Here is a 17151-nt window from a genome sequence, read left to right on the forward strand (position 1 = left end):
CAGCCAAACACAAATATTCTGTCTGGGTCACCCAAGATGTGGCGCACCCAAGCTTCAAGCCCGGTGCATCACCACCGAACAGTACATGCAACCCACGAGGCGCGGGTTCCTGGGCACAGCGGCAGCACTCTCGATGGCCGGCTGTCTCGGAGGTGTGGAGACGCCGACGGTGACCGTCGGTATCGTGCCCGATGTCGACCCGGATACAGCCATCGAACAGAACACGGAGCTTGCGGCATATCTATCGGACGAACTCGATGTCGAGATCGAACTCCGCACAGCGGCTGACTACGCCGGGATGGTCCAGGCGATGGTGGCAGGCCAGGTCGAGATTGCCTACTACGGGGGCGTGTCGTACATTCTCGCACACCATCGGGCCGGTGCGACGCCGGTGGTCGTCGGGTCACAGGACGGACAGACGGAGTGGCACTCCGTGTTCATCGCTCCGGCGGACGGTGACCTGGCGGGGATGGAGGATGTGGTTGAGACCGCAAGCGAGACTGAGCTGGTGTTCGGTGACCCGCTCTCGACCAGCGGGACGGTGATGCCGACCTATCATCTTCGGACGGAATACGATCTCCACACCGAGGCGTTTTCAGCGGTCACCCACGTCGGCGCTCACGACGCGACGGCGAAAACAGTCAGCCGAACGGACGGCGTTGTCGGTGCGCTAAACGCCCGTATCTACGACAGATTACTCGCGGACGGCGCGATTGAAGGGGTGCAAGAACTCTGGCGAACACCCGGCTTCCCTGACTACCCGTGGGCCGTCGCCCCATCGCTGGAAGCGACGACAGCGGACGCCGTCCAGGCGGCGTTCACGAGCCTCGATTCGAAGGGGCGAACGGACATTCTCGACCAGCAGGCCGTCGACAGGTACGTCGAGGTGAGCCACGATGCGTTCACTTCACTGGAGACGGCCGTCGAAATGGCTGGCATCGAACAGGAGGGGGACGGATGACGGGCACGCCCACAGCGCAGTCAAAGGACCCACAGCCGCGCCGACGGCTCGTCTTCGACGGCGTGACCAAGCGGTTCGGTGAAGAGGTCGCGCTTCGAGAGGTGTCGCTCAGTTTGGAAGCCGGTGAGCGGGTCGCCGTTATCGGCCCGTCGGGTGCCGGCAAGACCACGCTGCTCAGACTGGCAGCCGGCGCGTTGCGACCCGAGACAGGCACGGTGACGCTCGGCGGGACCACGATCACAGGGTCGGCCGTGACGCTTGCCTATCAGGGAGAGACGCTCGTCGACCGCCGGACGGCGTTGTCGAACGTCCTGAGCGGGCGTGTCGGCGCGCTGTCCTGGCTCCGTGGGTTTCTCGAACCGATTGTGCCGCGAACTCCCGAACCTGCCCTCGAACGGTTGGCTGCGGTCGGGCTGGCGGACCGGACCGATGTTCCCGTACACTCCCTGAGCGCCGGCGAGCGCCAACGCGTCGCCTTCGCCCGAGCGCTCATGCAAGATGCCGAAGTCGTCCTCGCCGACGAACCGACGGCGAATCTCGACCCCAGTTCGCGCCGGAACGTCATCGACGTACTCGACGCTGTCCTCGATGACGAACTGCTCGTTACTGCCCTCCACGAGGTTGAGCTGGCGCTGGAACACTTTGATCGGATCCTCGGCATCGCCGACGGCCGTCTCCGATTCGATACAGCCCCAGAGACGGTTAGTGACGACCAACTCGACGCCTTGTTCGCAGCAGGAGCCTCCACGCCTGACGCAGCGACCGGGCGACCACGAACAGAAACCGATAGCCCGTCCCCTGTTCCGTGGTATGTCTGAGAAATACAGTGACGCGGCGGCGGAGTACACCGATAGCGGACACCCGAAGCGCCAGCTCACGACAGTTCTGGCCGGCTGTCTCATCTTCGCCGTCGCGGCGTGGATCGCCGAAGTAGACCCGATGGCCCTATTCTCTGCCGGCGCTCGTGACCAAATGATGGCTTTCATCGCCGAAGGGGTCCCGCCGGAGATGAGCCGTGAGTACCTGGTGGGACGGAGCCTGCGGGACGGCCTCCTGTGGGCTGTCGTCGAAACCCTGGCTATCAGTGTTGTCGGAACCACGCTCGCGGTCGTTGTCGCCATCCCGCTTGCGCTGACCAGTGCTGCCACCGTCACGCATCGCGGGCCGCTGTACACCACCGCCTCGGCCGGGCGTGTCACCGTCGGACGTGGCATCTATCACGCCAGCAGGGGTGTACTGAGCTTCCTTCGGTCCGTCCCCGGAATCGTCTGGGGATTCCTGTTCGTTACCGCCATCGGTCTCGGCCCCTTTGCTGGCGTCCTCGCGCTGGCGGTCCACAACGCCGGCGTCCTCGGGAAGCTGTACGCCGATTTCCTCGAAGACACGGATCCGATGACGACCGAGGCGGTCGCCGGGAGCGGCGCGACGCGGCTCCAGGCGGTCTGTCACGGGATGATCCCGCAGGTGACGCCGACGATTGCCTCGTACACGCTGTACCGCTGGGAGTGTACCATTCGGTCGGCCGCTATCCTCGGGTTCGTCGGCGCAGGCGGCGTCGGATACTACCTCGTCATCACCATCCAACGGTTGCAGTACGGAAAGCTCCTGACCGCTATCCTCGCCGTGTTCGGACTGGTCGTCACGAGCGACTGGCTCGCGTCGCGGGTGCGGACGCGACTCGGCTGAGACTGCCGGCTCGTGGACGCTGCTCACGAACCGACCGAACCGCGTCAGGGCTTCTGTTCTTGCGCGGATGCGCGTTCGTCTTCGAGGTCCATCTCCAATCCCATCGTCGAAGCTTGGGCACGGACAGCGTTGGCGTCGATAGCGGTGACCTCGCCGTGGTCCATGAGGACGTTGCCGTCGACCATCGTAAAGCGAACGTCGTCGCCGTGGGCCGCAAACACCAGATGCGAGAGCACGTCGTGCAGCGGCGTCGCCCGCGTGAGGTCCGTATCGAGGCCGACGATGTCAGCGCGCCACCCTTCCCGAATCGCCCCGAGCTTGTCGAAGCCAGCGGCTTTCGCGCCGTTGCGCGTCGCCATCTCGAATATCTCGCGGGCCGGAGTCACCGTCGGGTCCAACTGGTCGACCTTCTGGAGGAGACTCGCCTGTCGCATCTCGGTGAAGGCATCGAGCGTGTTGTTACAGGGCGGCCCGTCGTTGCCGATAGCGACGTTGATGCCGCGGTCGCGGTAGTCCCAGACCGGCGCGATGCCGCTGGCGAGTTTCATATTCGAGGACGGGCAGTGGGTGACGTGGGTTCCCGTCTCCGCGAGAACTTCGCGCTCGCTCTCGTCGGTCCAGACACAGTGGGCCAGCACCACGTCCTCGCCGGTGAGACCAACCTCGTCGAGCCAGTGGATGTTGCGCATCCCGGTGTCTTCTTTGACGGTCTCGATTTCGCTCTGGTTCTCACTGGCGTGAGTGTGGATGCGGACACCGTCGTATTTGTCTGCAAGGTCGCGCGCCCCGCGGAGACAGGTCTCGCTACAGGAGACGGCGAATCTGGGCGTGACGGCGTACCGAATTCGGTCGTCGAACGAGCCATGGTACTCCTGAATGAGCCGCTCGGATTCGTCGAGTGCGGCTTGCGTGTCCTCCAAGAGGCCGTCGGGCGAGCGCTGATCCATCAGCACCTTACCAAGCACGCCGCGGATGCCGATTTCGCCCGCCGCCTCGAAGGCACGCTCCGCGTGGGCGACCGAGAGGTGATCGATACAGGTCGTGGTTCCGCTTTCGATCATCTCCAGATAGCCCAGTTTCGCCGCGACCTCCATCTCCTCGGCCGTCAGGGAGGCTTCCATCGGGAGGATATAGTCGAACAGCCAGTCGAGCAGTTCCGTGTCGTCGGCGATGCCGCGGCCGAGACTTTGCACCGAGTGGATGTGGCCGCCGACGAGTCCCGGCAGCAACACGTCGTAGGACTGGTGTTCGTGATCGGCGTACTGTGCTTCGAGATCGGCACGGGAACCCACAGCCTCGATGCGGTCCCCGGCAACGACGACCGCCCCGTCTTGCAGGACGGTCTCTGAATCCGCAACGACAGTCCCAGTGAGTAACATACGTCCTGCAAAACGGTCTCAGTATAAAGAAGGTCCCCATACTGGGACATCCGCCGACGGCATGTGACTCCACACACATGTGCCACGCTGTGGTGTGCGTCTGTGTCAGGGCGGCGTCACCGGTCGAAGCTGTTCTCTGTCCGCTTTTTCCGTGTGATGTAGCCGGTGAGCCTGATTTGAATACGAAACGAGTCAACGCCAGCGAGTTGCTGCATCAAGCGAGTGTTGGTCTCGTACTGCTCGGTAAACAACTCTGGATACTCCGCCAGCAGCCTGTCGCCGGTGTCGATTATCTCCCGGGGGTCGGCGTCCATGGGTGTGAGTCTCTCGGAGTAAAGCTGTTAACTGCTTTGCTCACAGAGCGGGCTCAGTGATCCATGGAGGGTTTCGGCGGCGTGTGTCGTTTGTGGCGCGTGCGGGCACACCACTGGATCGCCCGCTCGACGACGGACTGTGCAACGCCGACTCGGTCGGCGACCACTGGTGCAGAACAGTCTTTGTCAATCGCAAAGTGGAGGATACTGTCTAACTCAGTCTGATCGATACCGAGTTCCGCCGCATCAGTGGCGCTCGTGTGATCGAGTGGCTGGGACGAGTGATCGAGTATCTCCGACGGGACAGCGAGTGCATCGGCCAGCGCCGCGATCTCGGTCCTGTAGAGGTCACCGAACAGCGAGAGGTCGGTCCCGTTTTCGCCGTATTTCGCAACGGAGCCGAGCAGTCGGTCGGTCCGGGGGACGGTCCCCACAACCAGTTCGTTTCTCGTGTTTGCGACGTAGTATTTACACGCCATCCGGAAGCGTTCGCTGGCGTTTTGCATCGCCACGAGGTCGTCAGTCGGTTCACCGGTGTCACCGACGACGCGTTGGAACGCCGTCAGCACCGGCTGTAGCTGGAGGCGGTGACATTCGATATCAAGCAGCGACGCGACGGTTTCAGCCGTCCGCGCAGGCGCTTCGTCGTTCAGCTGGACCGGCATCACCAGTCCAGTCACGTAGTCGGCTCCGATCCCATCGACGGCTAACGCCGCCGCCACCGTCGATTCGACACTGCCATCGAGCGGGACGACCAGCCCGTTTGCCTCCGCCTCGATGATCTTGTTCTCTAAAAACACCGGCAGGATCCCCTGGATCCGCCTGGTCGCTGCTTTCGACGTGGCTAATCCGTTGTCCTCTCGGGGGAGTTTGAGCGTGTGCGGATGCGTTGCTTTACTCACAGCAGTCCCTCCCGCACCAACCGCGACGTACCTTGGAGATGCGACTACCGAAACGCATGCATCCAACCAGCCTAGTCATGGTAGGAAGTAGTCCACTGGTGTCGTATAACTGTTGTCGACAAACGTCATGAGTGTCTTTGGTAGCCTCGATACACCTTATATATTACTATTAGTTATATAAAGTTTTACTCGCTGTATCTCCCAGTATCACGAGAATTTCAAAGAGATAGATTCTAGATAGAATGGGTTTCGCGTCATAATTGCAGAGTTGTAAATTTCACATCTATGCACTCAGTGTGCTACGGACTGGGGAATTCTCCGGTTGCGCACAACGAACTCCGCTCGGGTCGTATCCGAGAGCAGCGAGTGATTTGGTCGGTAACAAGTCAGGAGGAACAGCACGAATTTCGTCACTTCGCGGGGGTAGTCGTGTCTACGGACTGCTCAGTGACGACCAGTTCGCGGTTGACGATCCGGTCGACAATCGTACTGCTGTCCATCTGATCCGAGACCACATCACCGTCCGCAGTACAGCGTTTGATTGCATACGAATCCAGAGCGTTCCGGTTCTCGGTGACAGGTTCGACGACTTCGATTCGTTCGTCAGTAACGGTGTTGCGGTACGTGACACCGGGCGCGACGCTGACAGCCGGCACGTCAGAGGGCCAGTCCCAGGTGAACTGCTTTTGATATTGGTCGAACTGCCACACGAGCCGGTCGACAGCGGTTTCCGTTTCGAGCGTGCCATCTGCGGCCGCCGCCAGCGTTCGGTCCCAGTAGTCGATAACACAGTCTTTGAGGTCCGCTTGCAGGCGTCCCTCGACCATCTTCTGCTCGATGGGATACCGCAGTTCGATGGCGACGATAGCGTGGCGGTCGAGGTGGGTGAGACACCGTTGACATTCCATTTCGAACACGGAGAGGCCAAGCGGGCGCTCGACAGTGAGGTGGACGAGTTCGTTCCCGCAGTTCGGACACCACAGGAACAACACGTCGTTGTCTACGTCAGTCACCTCCGCCAGCACAGTCAGGTCGTCAAACGCTTTGTCGAGTTCGGAGCCCTGTGACTGGCCGGTCTCGTCCGGCACAGCCTCGGGAGAACCGTCCGCGTACTTCGCGAGCTTGCGGTCTTTCAACAGCGATTTGATGACCGAATCGTGTGACGAGTGCGATTCCGCATTCCGTATTTTCTCTAATTCTCTTTTCGTCCAATCTTTTACCCGTATAGTCGCCATTTGGGCTAGATAGAGCATTGATACTAATAGAATTTTTGTATAATGGCCCTAGAAGTGAAAATACACTTCTCACAATATCTGTTCTCTCAGACAGCAGTAATAAATCAGTCGGCTGAAGCCTGTTTCTCGTTTGCAACGGTCCACTCAGTTGGGTCGATTTCGTGCCCATCGAAGGCCGTGTATTCCGGATACGCCGTAAACACCAGGTACTCGGTTTCTTGCTGTAGATACTCGATTAGGGTGTGGAGATTGTCGTCGTCGAGTCCTCCCAAGCCATCAACCAGCATGAGCGGGATCGTCTCGTCAACGTCGAAGGACTGTCGGCCGGCCAACGCTGCCACGAAGCCGATGAGTTCGAGTTCACCCTCGCTAAGCGCGTCTAGGCTCGCTTCCTGGCCGTCCCGAGCTACGACGATATCGAAGTCCGCAGTGAGCCGGGCTGTTTCAAACCCAGTCCCGAACCGGGCGAGGATGTCCTGCATCGCCGCATCGAACGCCTCCCGTGCCTCGCGTTTGATTCGGTCTTTCCGGCTCCGGAGTTCCGCGAGATCGTCACGAACCGATTCGAGGTCGCTTTCGAGAGCCTCGACACGGGCCGCTCTCGTTTCCAGTTGCGTCAGTTCGTCGGTTGTCTCTTCGAGTTCGGCCTCGCGGTACTTGATTTCGCTTTCGACATCCGACAGTTCCGCCACCGTTTCATCGACGTGTTCTGCAAGCTGATCGACCTCCGATTTGGCCTGTTCGAGCCTGTTTCTGGCGGTTTCGAGGCTCTGCTCGCGGTCTGCTAGCGTCGCCTCCAGATCAGCGATCTCCGCTTCCAGATCCGATTTGCGGCGGCGAGCCTGACTTATTTCCTCGCGCTGTGTTTCCAGTTCCTCAACGGTATCGCGATAGGTCTCCTTCTGTGCGCGAAGGGCCGTGAGTTTCTCCCCCAGCGCGTCCAGGTGGTCCGCAACATCCGCCCGTGTTGTCTCATGGCCACATGTCCAGCAGTCGATAGTATCCCCGTCGATATCACGCTCCACGTCAGTAAGCAGGTCCAATCGGCCCTCACTGAGGACCATCTCGGTGGCGGAGTACAGGGACTGAAGCACCTCGGCGTCCCGCTCGACTTGGGAGAGGGCCTCCCGCGCGTCATCGAGTTTGTCCTCAATCTCGTTGTACGCCGGGATTTCGAGAGCCTCTAGATCATTGTGCCGTTCCGAGAGTCGCTGTTCCGTCCGCTCGATGCTCTGTTCGAGTCGCTCGATTCGGTTCCTGGCCTGGTTCTGCTCGGACCGTGCCTGGCTGAGCTGGCGACGGACCGACTCGGAACTGTCGTCAGTACTCGTCTCGCTGTCGATTGTCTCGCGTTTGGCCTGCAGTTCCTCGATTTCGGTTTCCAGCCGTGTCACTTTCTCTTGTACGGTCGGGAGCCGCTTTTTTGCCTCACGGGCCTGCGAGAGTTCTGTTTCGATCTGTTCGCGCTCCCGCTGTAACGTCTCGATCTGTTCGTCGATATTCTGGAAGTCAAGCGGACGCAACAGTACGTCTTCGAGGTTTTCCCCTGCCCGAACAGCGCGACGGACGGCATTCCGCTCGTCCAGACACGCAAACAACGCAGCACGGATAACGTCATACTCGTCAGTGAGGTATGGGTGGCCCTGCTGGGAGACGGTGCCGTTCTCACGTGTAAGCGTCACGTCGTACTCCCCGGTCGGAGTTTCGAGATGGACTGTCCCGCTGTCAGCCCCTTCAGTCAGTTCAGTAGAGGTACCAAGCGCCGCTTTGATGGCTTCGATGAAGCTCGATTTCCCTTGCCAGTTCGAACCGCGGACGACGTTCACGCCCGGCTTCAGTGTCGACGAGCCATCCAGAATCCCAGCGATCCGTTCGATTTCGATGGTCCAGGTCATGAGTTGTGTGACGAGGGTTTCGGGCTCCGATGTCGCTTGCAGACGTACCCACGTTGCAGCGCTACGTCAAACGGGACACGAGTGGGGCACTCAGGGCACCCGAGCTGTATCTGGGCGTCGATCTCCGCGGCGTCGCCGCCGTCGATATCGCCTTTCTTCGCCAGCGAGGACAGTGCTGTTTCGGCCTTCCGTTCGACGACGGTTTTGGCCGTTGCAACGCTCTCTTGCTCCCAGTTAGTCGCCGCCTTCTGTGGCTCCTTTCGACCGTCCAGACAGTCGTTGAGGTGGGTTCGCATTGTGCCCCACGAAACCATGTCATTCAGGAGTGTCTCGCCGGGAATTCCCACGGCCTGTAGTCGCTCGATGAGTTCGTCCCGTCGTAGGTCGTCATCGCCTCGCAACGTTTCGTAGTCGCTGTCTATACGGGTATCGAGGGATTCACGGCCGTGTTCGGTGTAGACTCGTTTGAGGAGTCGTTTGTTGAACCACGCTGTCAATGACCGATATCCCATTTCGGTTCGGTCGTCACCACCGGTCCAACGGGCAAGCAAGCCTTTGTCGAGAGACCCGTACACCGGATCCAACGACGCCAGCCCGTACTTGTCGATGACCGTGTCTACTTTACAACCAGAGTCAGCAGCCATTATCGGACAGTTTCGACCCGCTCAGTAATAGTTTTTGACGGATTGTATACAGACAGTCTGCAGATCTCGGGAGCTGAAGAAATAATTTACACCCTGAGTACGTAAATATAGAACGAGCCTCATACGGTTTTAGAATTGCCTATCGCTCCACTACACGTTACTATGCTTATTTGATACTATAGTGCTATTTACGGCTATTTTACCGTTTATTCGACTGGGATGACAACAAAATACCGAAGTGGGTTCCTCGGCTGAACGCCAGTGTTGAGTTCTATTAGATGGTAGATTATCCACGCTACCACCCGTTATAGATAGCTCAAATATCGGTGTCTGTCGCAACGTCGGAAAATGGATCTCGGGCATCTCGGGCATCTCGAACAGTTATATAATATATATTAGTATAATATCCATCCATATATGTTCTCGTTAGAGTGAATATCGAAGCCGACCGAAAATACAGTTGTGCCAGTCACACGCGAATAACGCGCCGGTCGTCGCAGTAGGAGTCCATGGACTGTCAACGGTTCTGTGCCGGTCTGGGAGGACGCCAAGCGTCGCCACCACAGAGTTGTACGGCTCTCGGTGCAGATGCCCACGGCAGATTGCAAGTCAAACGTTTATACCGCCTGTCGCATAAGTAGGCTAATATGCGGAAGTTGGCCGGTGAGACCGGGCCGGCACCAACGGGTAGTGAAACGGTTACCTCAAGGATACGAGTATTATTAGTCGACGACTACGGCGAGTTCCGACAGACGACAGCGGAACTGCTAGAACACGAAAACGACCGTATCGAGGTCATCGAAGCCGCAAGCGTCGAGGATGCACTCAGTTACTTCGATAGCGAGTCAATCGACTGTATCGTCAGTGACTACGAGATGCCAGAAGCGGACGGGATTGAATTCGTCGAAACGGTGCGCCAGTCCAACGGGGACCTCCCGTTTATTTTGTTGACAGGACAGGGGAGTGAGACGCTCGCAAGCGAAGCCGTGTCGGCGGGCGTCACTGACTACTTCGTCAAAGGTGGGGGCCCAGAGCAGTATGCGGTGCTCGCAAACAGAATCGAAAACGCAGTCGAGTCACACCGGTTCCGTCGGGAAACGGCCCGACTGTCACGGATCAACTCCCTGTTTCGGGAAATCAATCGCCAAGTCCTGCGGGCGTCAACAGCCGAGGAAATCAAGGAAGCCGTCTGCGAGATTCTAACCAGTTCGGACGCCTATCAGTTCGCCTGGATCGGAGAAAAAAACGAGTCGGGTGAAATCGTCCCCACGGCAGGCGGTGGCGACGCACTGGAGTACGTCGACGAGTTACGCTCCCGCTACGGCCGTTCAGTGTTTGATGATGGACCGTTTGGGCGTGCCTCTGAAACCGGTACGCAGCAAGTAGCGTCGGATATCCGTACTGAGTCATCGGACCAGCCGTGGCAACAACTCGCTACAGAGTACGGCTTTCGGTCGATGATCGTCCTCCCGATCCAGTACACAGGATCAGTCCGGAGTGTGATATCGATATACGCTGATACGCCGTTCGCGTTCGACGAGGCAGAGCAAACAATATTGATGGAACTCGCTGAGATCGTCGCCGATGGTCTCCATTCGACCGCCACGCGTGCCGAACTCGAAATGCGGGAAGAAGTCCTGCGAACTATTACCGAAGTGTTCACGACCCGGGAGGGGTCACTACAGGAACAGATCGCAGATCTCATGCAGGTCGGCCGCAACGTGCTGGGGACCGAGTACGCGACACTGTCTCGTATCACCGGTTCGGAATACGAATTCGAGGTACTCCAAACGCCCGAGGAAACGATCTTTTCGGGGGGAACCATCCCACTGCCGGAGACCCCCTGCTCGAAAGTCGTTGTGAACGGGGAAACGGTCGTACTGACAGACATCGACGCCGGAAGAAGCGATACCGACCGAAATCGCATGTGGGATGACGGGATTGCTCGATATCTCGGAACGCCACTCACTGTCGGTGGGAGTACCTACGGAACGCTCTGTTTCTACGGATCTGGGCACAGCGATACCGGGTTTTCAGACTGGGACGTGACACTGGTAGACCTGCTGAGCAAGTGGATCGGAAACGAGCTCCAGACACAGCGGGCTGAGAAGGGCTTCACGCAGTTATACGAAACGGCGACGGATCTGCTCGGTGTAACTTCTGAGGAGGAAGCCGCCCAGATCGTCGTCTCGCGGACACGAGATATCATCGGACTCCCGGAGGTTGTGCTGTACGCGTTTGACAGCGAGACAAACGCCTTTCGCCCGCTTGCAACGTCGGGGACAGCGGATCGTGAAGCCATCCCTGCGGACGACGATAGTCTCGTTAGTTCGGCCTTTTTCACCGAAGAAACCGTCGTGTGCGACGACAGCACGAGCTCGGAGGGCGAGGCGGATGCGATGATCGACGGGAAAGCCGTCTTTGTTCCGCTGGGTGATCACGGGGTGCTCCGGGCGGGTGACACGGTCGGCGGGGTGTTCGATACGCAGTCCCGACGGATCACTGAACTCCTCGGTGCGACGATTCGGACAGCGTTCGACAGGCTGAATTACGAAACGGAACTCGAAGACAGGCAGCGAGACTTGGAACAGCAGACGGTTCAGCTGGAGCAGATGAACCGACTGACGGAGCTGAGTCAGAAAATCCACGAGCAGGTCCTCAGAGCCGACAGTCGGTCCGAAATAGAGCAGGCGGTGTGTGACCAGTTGGTCGCATCCGATATCTGTTCGTTCGCCTGGATCGGCGAGTACGAGTCCGACACCGCACGCGTCACGCCGCGAACGTGGGCAGGGACCGACCGTGGCTTCCTGGAAGAGTCCCGGACACCATCAAATGAAACACCGCCGCCGCCAGCGGTCCAGACGGCCCGAACGAACGAACAGACGCTGGACAACAACATCGCAGACGGGCTCAGCGGGAAGGGGTGGCAGCGCCGGCTGTTGGAGCGGGGCTTCCAGTCAGTTGTAAGCATCCCGCTCAGCTATCAACAACTCTCCTATGGCATCCTGACTGTGTACGCGGAAAGGCCCGATGTCTTCGATCTGCCGACCCAGTCAGTACTCGAAGAAGTGAGTGACACGGTCGGGTATGCGATCAACAGCATTGAAACGAAGCAAGGCCTGGTCGCGGATCGTGCCGTCGAGATTCAGCTGGAAGCGACGGAATCTGACGACATCCTCCACCGGATCGCGGCTATCGTTGATGCAGAGGTCACGTTTGAAGGGATCGTCCCACAGGGAGATAGCAGCTGTATCGTGTTTTTCAGTACTGATGCTCTACCCGATGAGCTGGAAGCGTGTTCGGATGTTCTCCCCCGGATTCAACGATTAGAGTGTTTAACCGACACGGAGGACACGAGTCTGTTTGAGGCGAAGGTTTCAGGCCCGCAACTCGCACTGACTGTCGCCGAACAAGGGGGGGCTCCGCAACTACTCAGGTCTGACGGTGAGACGCTGGAGATCCAGCTTGAGGTCCCGCAGACTGTCGATATTCGCCAACTCATATCGGAATTACAGCGCTCGTGTCCGGATATCGAGCTCGTGAGTCGGCACAAGCAGGAACGCGGTGTCCAGACACGGGAGTCGTTCTATTCGGAATTGACTTCACAGTTGACACCCCGGCAGTTCGAGGTCCTGCTCGCAGCCTTCTACAGTGGGTTCTATCAATCACCCCGGGACAAAACCGGCCAAGAAATCGCCGATACACTCGATATCTCCCAGCCGACGTTCAGCCACCACCTCCGGGTCGCGGTCCGGAAGCTCCTCGAACAGTTGTTTAGCGAAGGTGGAACGACACAACGTCTAGATAGTTAGCATAGTCAATCTGAGTTTGCTAGCCTGATAGCGTATAGGCTGATACGGGTGTGTGGTCATACAATAGGTAATGAGTCTGGAGTGGAATAAGACAGAAACTGTCTTTTGGGCAGACCAGCACGAATCACCGAGCGAAGCGATCGTAACCACCGTCGCGGCCAAAGAACGCGTAACGGAAACAAGTCTTCCCCCGTTGTACAATCAGGTCGATCCGGACGCCCTCGACACACTTGTGGCAGGGCAATCAGCCGACGATATTCAGATCAGCTTTACTTACAACGGGTACACTGTCCGGATTCGGGACAGCGAAACTATCGAGATAACATCGACGTAATCCACTGGTAGCCACCTACTAGTTCTTCCGTAAACGGGTCTAAAAAACGCCACCAGGAGCGTCTTCTTTCGACTGCTGCACGACAACGTCAAACAGCGGATTCCGGGAGCGAACCAGTAGTTTGCAGGGCGAGCAACGAGGGAAGCAGTTCTCGGACGGATCGGTTGGCGAGGGTCGTAGCTTCGAAGCAGCAAAGAGCCCAGCATAGAGAGCAGCGATAGATGGCCTCCCTATATCACATCGGTGTCGAGCAGCCACGCTGTTCGGAGACCAGATATACTACGAGATTTGCTTCCAGACGGAATTCGCTCCACCCGCGCCATCAATCAGTGCTGTTTACGCTGCCCGGTTCGTAATATATTATTAATAAGATGCTATGGTACGCCCACATAGCAGAGATAGCGTCATATTAATAAATATAGACCCGTGAATATAAGCGATTTCAGGGCTTGGCCTGGAGGAAGATGTAGTTCGTCCCAAGCCAATTAATGGCCTACCGTACAGCGTTTTCATATGTAAATCTATTTTATTTGTTTTGTTGGATAGTGATTACAGTCTCTAAGACAGCGAATATTTCCGGTGGCCGTGGAGCCACAAATTATAGGGTGACTGTGGCCAGTCGGCGAAGAACGGCGGTCTAATGATCCCGACAAGTAGCTATTTCTTACTCAGGAGCCAGAGGGTAACGGGGGTGTAACAAAAGGTTACCCCGGGTTTCGTGTATATATGTCGCTCTCGCGGCCTGAACACAAACCAATGCAGCAATCGAGGTCATGAGCGAACCGATGGTAGAGGAAGAACCAGAGCTCTCACGCGACCGGATGTTCGATATCCTCAGCAGTTCGAGGCGTCGATATACGCTTTACTATCTGCGCCAGCAACAGGAACCGGTCCAATTGACCGATCTGGCTGAGGAACTGGCTGCGTGGGAAAACGAGACAACCGTCGAAGAACTCTCCTCGCAGGCACGAAAGCGGGTGTACGTCTCACTGTATCAGACCCATGCTCCGAAACTCCAAGAAGCAGGACTGATAACATACAACGCTGATACAGGAGAGATCGCAATTCGGGAGGACGCACCGAAAGTCGAGCCGTTTATCAGCAACAGCGATGGCGAGTCTAACTGGTACCGGTATTATGCGGCTGTCGCCCTGTTGAATGCACTGTTACTACTTGGAACGGTTATCGGCGTACCACTGCTCAGCTCGGTCAGCCCAATAGTTATCGGATTGATCGTCATTAGTTCGTTCCTCGTCCTATCCGTTGCTCATGCAGTCGCTAAACGGCGAAATAATGACGACAAATCCTTCGATATCGGCGAGCCTTAATCTGAAACTCCACAAAAAACACCCCCCGAAAATGTGTTACTCTTCGTCTTCGGCTGCCCCTTCTGGCAGCAACTGGTCGGGGGACCGCTTGTACATCGGTGTACTCGCAAATTCCGAAATCCGTTCCATTTCGCTGTCGGAGATATGTTCCGGCATACACCGCTACGTGTAGCTGTTATAATTTAGTAATTGAGTTCATATTTGAGGTAGTCGTATTCTTCCATACGCTTGTCGGTGTTCGATATCTCGGGACGAACCGGTGCCATACATCCGAGTCCCGGAGAGTGGTTTCGTCCGACTTTCGAAGTTCGACTGAGGGTTAATCAAAGCATGATTCCCAAGCATCCAGGACCTATGCCACCCACGCGCGGTAGTCTATCTCTGTGAGAAAAAATTGCCACACAGGGGCAGTCAGATCTATTGTAACGTAGCGACGGCCTGATGAATTACCTTGATTGAACGGTGTCTGATTATGTAGCTATCATTTATTTTGGGGGACAACGAAACCCGAATCGAAGACTACGAGCTGTCACCGGTGGGTGGTGCATCGCTCAAAACAGGCCGGAAAGACGGTGTAACCGAAACCGTCCCGGCTCATAATAAAGGTGGAGAGAGCGATCCGAGTCGACAGCGACTAAACAGGGCACGAGCGTCCCTGAGGGGGGTGGGTGGTAAGGATTGGGCCGGTGTTGTGGGTGTCGGGTAACTGCCCTCTCCAACAAACTGTACCACGCAAGGATGTATTGTTATAATCGTGTTATTTCAACACAGCACAGCCTACTTTCCCTGGTTTACCGTGTGAGCTGCGGTATCCAGTCTATCACTCAGGTACTGAATGGGCCCGAAAGTCTTCTCAAACAGGACAAGCAAATCCGGAGCAGCTTACTCAGGGACAATATGCCGAGTTCCCAGGGTGCGGGTCCTTGGTTTGTATCGCTTGACTCCAACCCGGGAGACCTTAGTACAAGACCAACAGCGGATTCCGTGGCTGCACTCGACAGCTATCCGAACAGCAACACTGTATCATAAGAAGTGTTGTGTTCCGCAAACCGCCTATTTAGATGGTAATACAACCTTACTAACAGTGATTTTTCCATTTTCGCGGGTCATTGGGTAGAGACGGGCAGAGAATTTTGGTAAGTAACTGGTTATGAAACGGTATGTTAGAAGCATGTACGAGGACACAATTATTAATATAGTAATTACACCTTTCCGGAACATGCATGCTATTAGCGAGATGGTAAGGAAGTCGAAAGCCGAAAATAATCCAGGATTAGAACGACGAATAGAGAGTAACGAGGTGCAGTTTTCGGATGTTCAGTCGAGTTTGTCAATACTTTGGCCGTTACACGGAGTGACAGCCGAATGATGACTTCAGAGGAGTGGAAAGAGGTACCGACAGATCCAGACCCGGAATCGGACCTCGGCTACGAGATGGAAGAACTAACCGTGGTGAAGTCATCAACCGATTCGCAGTTGATATTTTTGCCGGAGCATGAGTCACAACTCGGTGACGAAGAGTTCATCGTCATCCACTCAGACTCACTTCGTGACCTTCGGCGATAGGTGGGTCAAACTGGTACTCTTCCGGGTACTTATAGAGATACTGAGACCAACAAAAGGCCAGTACCCGTTAGTAGCAGCATTACAATGTCGCATCTGGAGATTAGTGTGAGTGATGAAAGCAGTAGTTCTTGCGGCTGGAAAGGGAACACGACTTCGCCCGCTAACCGATGAGCTCCCCAAGGCACTGGTGACGATTGACGGAAAACCGCTTCTGACGCATTGTCTTGACGAACTCGTTTCGCTTGATGCAAGCGAGTTCGTTATCGTGGTCGGCTACCGAAAGGAGCAGATTATCGACTACTACGGCGACTCCTACAACGGGGTACCGATAACATATGTCCACCAAGAAGATCCCGCTGGACTCGCAGACGCGCTGTTACAGGCCGAACCCGAAATCGAGGACGATTTCATGGTGATGCTGGGAGACAACGTCTTCCGAGGGAATCTTGATACGGTTGTCCAGCGACAACAGGAACAACGGGTAGACTCTGCGTTCCTGGTTGAAACGGTTCCGGAAGATGAGGCCTCCAGATACGGCGTCTGCGTGACGAACAACTACGGCGAAATCATCGACGTAGTCGAAAAACCGGATGACCCGCCCTCGAATCTGGTCATGACCGGTTTTTACACGTTTTCACCCGCCATATTCAAAGCCTGTAGGCTGGTCCAACCATCCGACCGCGGCGAGTACGAACTCAGTGACGCCATTGACTTACTGATGGAGAGCGGGAGGACAATCGACGCTGTTGGTCTCGATGGCTGGCGTATCGACGTGGGATATCCCGAGGACCGGGATACCGCAGAACAGCGGCTTACAGCGGAAAACCCCATGCCTACGTCTGATGGTGGAATAACCCAGGAAATCGAACCACCTTCGATGGACGACGACTGAGGTTGACCGTGAGAGTGTTCGGCATGGATTATAACCGTACTTCATAGCGACACGGACAACAGGCGATTGAAGCAGATATACGATGTGGGTTTATCATTTCGAGCGACTGCTCCTTTCGGCGGTACTCCGGTGGATCATCTACGATGCCCAAGACTGGAACATCGTGCGCCGACAGGTACAGACACAGTGGTTTCCACTATGCT

14 protein-coding genes are annotated in these 17151 nt (G+C 56.9%); 8 read left to right on the forward strand and 6 right to left on the reverse strand.

Annotation, left to right across the window (positions count from 1 at the left end):
* The first annotated feature begins 85 nt into the window (after nucleotides 1-85).
* The 3 genes from phnD to phnE are packed head-to-tail and all read left to right on the forward strand — an operon-like array spanning nucleotide 86 to nucleotide 2647.
* Nucleotides 86-961, forward strand: a complete 876-nt coding sequence (phnD, locus tag NDI54_RS15895; protein WP_310897420.1) for a phosphate/phosphite/phosphonate ABC transporter substrate-binding protein — start codon at nucleotides 86-88, stop codon at nucleotides 959-961.
* Entirely contained in the window at nucleotides 958-1779 is an 822-nt protein-coding gene (locus NDI54_RS15900) for a phosphonate ABC transporter ATP-binding protein (protein WP_310897421.1), read from the forward strand. Before phnD ends, NDI54_RS15900 begins: the two co-directional genes overlap by 4 nt.
* Nucleotides 1772-2647: a phosphonate ABC transporter, permease protein PhnE gene (gene phnE / locus NDI54_RS15905; RefSeq protein WP_310897422.1), complete on the forward strand. Its 876-nt coding sequence runs from the start codon at nucleotides 1772-1774 to the stop codon at nucleotides 2645-2647. The genes NDI54_RS15900 and phnE overlap by 8 nt, the downstream gene beginning before the upstream one ends.
* Before the next feature lie 44 nt (nucleotides 2648-2691).
* On the opposite strand, the gene NDI54_RS15910 is transcribed toward phnE, so the two are convergent.
* The 6 genes from NDI54_RS15910 to rdfA form a co-directional block, all read right to left on the reverse strand.
* The gene (locus tag NDI54_RS15910) at nucleotides 2692-4026 is read right to left on the reverse strand and encodes a 5'-deoxyadenosine deaminase (RefSeq protein ID WP_310897423.1); all 1335 of its coding nucleotides are present in this window, start codon (nucleotides 4024-4026) and stop codon (nucleotides 2692-2694) included.
* Nucleotides 4027-4142: 116 nt separating this feature from the next.
* The gene (locus tag NDI54_RS15915; protein WP_310897424.1) at nucleotides 4143-4340 is read right to left on the reverse strand and encodes a 30S ribosomal protein S17; all 198 of its coding nucleotides are present in this window, start codon (nucleotides 4338-4340) and stop codon (nucleotides 4143-4145) included.
* A 53-nt stretch (nucleotides 4341-4393) separates the two neighbouring features.
* Nucleotides 4394-5242, reverse strand: coding sequence for an NAD(+) synthase (gene nadE / locus NDI54_RS15920; RefSeq protein ID WP_310897425.1), 849 nt, complete (start codon nucleotides 5240-5242; stop codon nucleotides 4394-4396).
* 410 nt (nucleotides 5243-5652) lie between these two features.
* Nucleotides 5653-6477 (reverse strand): hypothetical protein, encoded by an 825-nt coding sequence (locus NDI54_RS15925; RefSeq protein WP_310897426.1) that lies wholly within the window; start codon nucleotides 6475-6477, stop codon nucleotides 5653-5655.
* Nucleotides 6478-6581: 104 nt separating this feature from the next.
* Nucleotides 6582-8372 carry an archaea-specific SMC-related protein gene (locus tag NDI54_RS15930; protein WP_310897427.1) on the reverse strand — a complete coding sequence of 597 codons (1791 nt, stop codon included), beginning with the start codon at nucleotides 8370-8372 and terminating at the stop codon, nucleotides 6582-6584.
* Nucleotides 8369-9016 (reverse strand): rod-determining factor RdfA, encoded by a 648-nt coding sequence (gene rdfA, locus NDI54_RS15935; protein WP_310897428.1) that lies wholly within the window; start codon nucleotides 9014-9016, stop codon nucleotides 8369-8371. Before rdfA ends, NDI54_RS15930 begins: the two co-directional genes overlap by 4 nt.
* A 647-nt stretch (nucleotides 9017-9663) precedes the next feature.
* Here rdfA and NDI54_RS15940 point away from each other — a divergent pair.
* From NDI54_RS15940 to aglF, 5 genes are all read left to right on the forward strand, one after another.
* Nucleotides 9664-12828, forward strand: coding sequence for a GAF domain-containing protein (locus NDI54_RS15940; protein WP_310897429.1), 3165 nt, complete (start codon nucleotides 9664-9666; stop codon nucleotides 12826-12828).
* A 70-nt stretch (nucleotides 12829-12898) separates the two neighbouring features.
* A complete protein-coding gene (locus NDI54_RS15945; RefSeq protein WP_310897430.1) occupies nucleotides 12899-13162 on the forward strand; it encodes a HalOD1 output domain-containing protein in 264 nt (87 codons plus the stop codon).
* A gap of 785 nt (nucleotides 13163-13947) precedes the next feature.
* Nucleotides 13948-14490: a DUF7344 domain-containing protein gene (locus tag NDI54_RS15950; RefSeq protein WP_310897431.1), complete on the forward strand. Its 543-nt coding sequence runs from the start codon at nucleotides 13948-13950 to the stop codon at nucleotides 14488-14490.
* Between the two features lie 1365 nt (nucleotides 14491-15855).
* A complete protein-coding gene (locus tag NDI54_RS15955) occupies nucleotides 15856-16056 on the forward strand; it encodes a hypothetical protein (protein WP_137684618.1) in 201 nt (66 codons plus the stop codon).
* 112 nt (nucleotides 16057-16168) lie between these two features.
* On the forward strand, nucleotides 16169-16948 hold the full coding sequence (gene aglF / locus NDI54_RS15960; protein WP_310897459.1) for a UTP--glucose-1-phosphate uridylyltransferase AglF: 780 nt from the start codon (nucleotides 16169-16171) through the stop codon (nucleotides 16946-16948).
* Nucleotides 16949-17151 lie beyond the last annotated feature (203 nt).

This window comes from Haloarcula terrestris (assembly GCF_031624315.1).
GTDB lineage: Archaea > Halobacteriota > Halobacteria > Halobacteriales > Haloarculaceae > Haloarcula > Haloarcula terrestris.

Excerpts from the sequence above, each read along its gene's own strand:
- phnD (WP_310897420.1), top strand. The coding sequence starts at position 86 with ATGCAACCCACGAGGCGCGGGTTCCTGGGCACAGCGGCAGCACTCTCG.
- NDI54_RS15900 (WP_310897421.1), top strand. The coding sequence starts at position 958 with ATGACGGGCACGCCCACAGCGCAGTCAAAGGACCCACAGCCGCGCCGA.
- phnE (WP_310897422.1), top strand. The coding sequence starts at position 1,772 with ATGTCTGAGAAATACAGTGACGCGGCGGCGGAGTACACCGATAGCGGA.
- NDI54_RS15910 (WP_310897423.1), bottom strand. The coding sequence starts at position 4,026 with ATGTTACTCACTGGGACTGTCGTTGCGGATTCAGAGACCGTCCTGCAA.
- NDI54_RS15915 (WP_310897424.1), bottom strand. The coding sequence starts at position 4,340 with ATGGACGCCGACCCCCGGGAGATAATCGACACCGGCGACAGGCTGCTG.
- NDI54_RS15925 (WP_310897426.1), bottom strand. The coding sequence starts at position 6,477 with ATGGCGACTATACGGGTAAAAGATTGGACGAAAAGAGAATTAGAGAAA.
- NDI54_RS15930 (WP_310897427.1), bottom strand. The coding sequence starts at position 8,372 with ATGACCTGGACCATCGAAATCGAACGGATCGCTGGGATTCTGGATGGC.
- rdfA (WP_310897428.1), bottom strand. The coding sequence starts at position 9,016 with ATGGCTGCTGACTCTGGTTGTAAAGTAGACACGGTCATCGACAAGTAC.
- NDI54_RS15940 (WP_310897429.1), top strand. The coding sequence starts at position 9,664 with ATGCGGAAGTTGGCCGGTGAGACCGGGCCGGCACCAACGGGTAGTGAA.
- NDI54_RS15945 (WP_310897430.1), top strand. The coding sequence starts at position 12,899 with ATGAGTCTGGAGTGGAATAAGACAGAAACTGTCTTTTGGGCAGACCAG.
- NDI54_RS15950 (WP_310897431.1), top strand. The coding sequence starts at position 13,948 with ATGGTAGAGGAAGAACCAGAGCTCTCACGCGACCGGATGTTCGATATC.
- NDI54_RS15955 (WP_137684618.1), top strand. The coding sequence starts at position 15,856 with ATGATGACTTCAGAGGAGTGGAAAGAGGTACCGACAGATCCAGACCCG.
- aglF (WP_310897459.1), top strand. The coding sequence starts at position 16,169 with ATGAAAGCAGTAGTTCTTGCGGCTGGAAAGGGAACACGACTTCGCCCG.